Raw genomic sequence first — 2,759 nt, forward strand, 5'->3', positions numbered from 1 at the left:
CCGGAGGGCATGACGATGGTTTCGACTGCCGGCATCTCGTCCATCAGCAGCGACGGGAAATCATGGAAGTTGGTTTGCTCGACGCCGCCGTCCTTCACAGTGCACTCGCCGTAGAGCAGGGCCGACAGGCCATAGACGAAGGAGCCTTCCACCTGCGCCTCGATCTGTTGCGGGTTAACGGCGTGGCCGGGATCGGTGGCGGCGACGATCCGGTGGATCGTCAGCTTGCCGTCATCATCCACCGACACTTCCGCGCAGGCGGCCACATAGCTGCCAAAGGTTTTGACTACCGCCAGCCCGCGATGCACGCCGTTACCGGCCGGATTGCCCCAGCCAGCCTTTTCGGCCACGGCGTCGAGCACCGCCCGGCTTTTGGGCTGGTCGGCCATCAGGCTGCGACGAAATTCGAGCGGATCGCGACCGGCCGCATGAGCCAGCTCATCCAGGAAGCATTCCATATAAATGGCGTTCTGGTTGATGTTGACCCCGCGCCAGAAGCCCGGCGGCACCGGCGGGTTGCGCATGGCGTGTTCCACCAGCAGATTGGGCACGGTGTAACTGATGGCGTGATCGCCTTCGGCATGAAAGCCCTGGAAGGTGACCGGGTCCATGCCATCCTGCAGGCCGCCAGGCATCACGGCGGCGAGGATCGACTGGCCCGAGATGCGCACGTTCAGCCCGCTCAGGTTGCCGTCCTCGTCCAGGCCGCCGACCAGCCTGCAGTGAGTAATGGGATGATAATGACCGTGGGCCATGTCCTCCTCGCGGCTCCACAGCAACTTGACCGGGGTACCCGGCAGTTGCTTCGCGATGCTCACCGCCTGGGTGACAAAGTCATGGAACGCACCACGCCGGCCGAAGCCCCCGCCCAGGTGGATCTTGTACACCTCGCACTTGTCCACCGGTAACCCGGCCGCATCCACCGCCGCCTTCAGAGCCGCCTCGCCGTTTTGCGTGGGGCACCAGACCTCACACTTGTCTTTGGTCCACAACGCGGTAGCGTTCATCGGCTCCATGGTGGCGTGGTTCTGGTAGGGATAGCGATAAGTCGCTTCAACGGTTTTCGCCGCGCCCTGCAATGCCTTGTTTACATCACCGGCCTGGTTACCGACAAAGACCTCCTTGTCGGAACTCAGCCCCTCTTCGAGCATTTTGTCGATGGCGGCGCTGTCGAGTTTCGCATTCGGTCCATGGTCCCAGCTGATCGGCAATGCCTCCAGTGCCTGGTTGGCCTGCCACCAGGTATCGGCCACCACGGCAACGGCGTCCTCACCCACGCGCACCACCTTGCGCACGCCGGGCATGCCACTCACCTTTTTCTCATCGAACGACTTGAGCTTGCCGCCGAAGGTCGGGCACGCCTTGATGGCCGCGTTGAGCATGCCGGGCAACTGCAGGTCGGTGCCGAAGATCTGCTTGCCGTTGAGCTTGTCATCGGTATCCAGGCGCGGCATCGGCTTGCCGATGATTTCCCACTCGTCCGGTTTTTTCAGTTCCACATGCTGGGGCGGGAATAACTTTGCCGCCGCTTCGGCGACCTGACCGTAGGTGACTGTGCGCCCGCTGGGCGGGTGGGTAATCACGCTGTTGGCCGCGCGGCATTCGCCTTTGGGCACATCCCACTGCTCGGCCGCCGCCTGCAGCAGCATCTCCCGCGCCACGGCCCCGCCCTTGCGCACATAGCGGTGGCTGTCGCGGATACCCCGGCTGCCGCCGGTTGAAAAGCTGCCCCAGACCCGATCCCGCGCGCGATTCTCGCCCGGGGTCGGGTATTCGGTGATGATCCTGTCCCAGTCGCACTCCAGCTCCTCGGCCACCAGTTGCGCCAGGCCGGTCAGGGTGCCCTGCCCCATTTCGGAGCGGGCGATGCGGATGATCACCGTGTCATCGGGCTGGATGACGACCCAGGCGCCGATCTCGGGCAGGCCTTCGGAGGGCAGCTCGTCCCATTCACCGGCCAGAGCCGTGGCACTCATCGGCAGATAGAGCCCTAGAGAAAAGCCCACACCCAGCCCGGCCGCGCGGCTACTGGTGATTAAAAACTCGCGCCGCGAGACATTCAGCGTATCGGTTTTCATGACGACCTCCCGCGCTTGTTCATGTCGACGGCCAGATGAATCCCGCGCCGCACGCGGTTGAAGGTGCCGCAGCGACAGATGTTGGTGATCTGTTGATTGATCGTCTCATCATCGGGTTCAGGATTCTTGTTCAACAGTGCCGCCGCGGCCATGATCATCCCCGGCTGGCAGTAACCGCATTGCGGCACATCCAGCTCCTTCCAGGCCTGTTGCAACGGATGGCTGTTATCTTCCGAGAGCCCCTCGATGGTGACGATCTTCTTGCCGGCATCCATGGCAGAGACCGGCACGGTACAGGCGCGCACCGCCTCGCCATCCACATGCACCGTACAAGAGCCACACAGGCCGATACCGCAGGCATACTTGGTGCCGGTCAGTCCCAGCTGCTCACGCAGTACCCACAGCAGCGGTGTCGAACCGTCGACCTCCACCTCGACCCTTTCGCCGTTGATGTTCAATGTCGCCATGCGAAGCCCTCCAAAAAACCTGTCAGAAGTCTAGACGGGGCAGGCGAAGTTAACAACAGGGTTTGGGCGTAGTTTTTGTGGGAAATAAAAGTTGGCAGCTTTCGAACAGAATAGGTAGGCCGGACATAGCGAAGCGGTGTCCGGCAATCTGGATAGACCCGAGTTCTGAGTTCTGAGTTCTGAGTTCTGAGTTCTGAGTTCTGAGTTCTGAGTT

General features: G+C 62.1%; 2 protein-coding genes. Both read right to left on the reverse strand.

Annotation, left to right across the window (positions count from 1 at the left end):
* On the reverse strand, positions 1-2,078 hold a 2,078-nt coding region (locus RI563_RS11190), incomplete at its 3' end, for a xanthine dehydrogenase family protein molybdopterin-binding subunit (RefSeq protein WP_310694469.1).
* A complete protein-coding gene (locus RI563_RS11195) occupies positions 2,075-2,545 on the reverse strand; it encodes a (2Fe-2S)-binding protein (RefSeq protein WP_310694470.1) in 471 nt (156 codons plus the stop codon). The genes RI563_RS11195 and RI563_RS11190, both read right to left, overlap by 4 nt.
* Positions 2,546-2,759: the final 214 nt, after the last annotated feature.

The sequence above is a fragment of the Thiohalophilus sp. genome, from assembly GCF_031581315.1.
GTDB lineage: Bacteria > Pseudomonadota > Gammaproteobacteria > UBA6429 > Thiohalophilaceae > Thiohalophilus.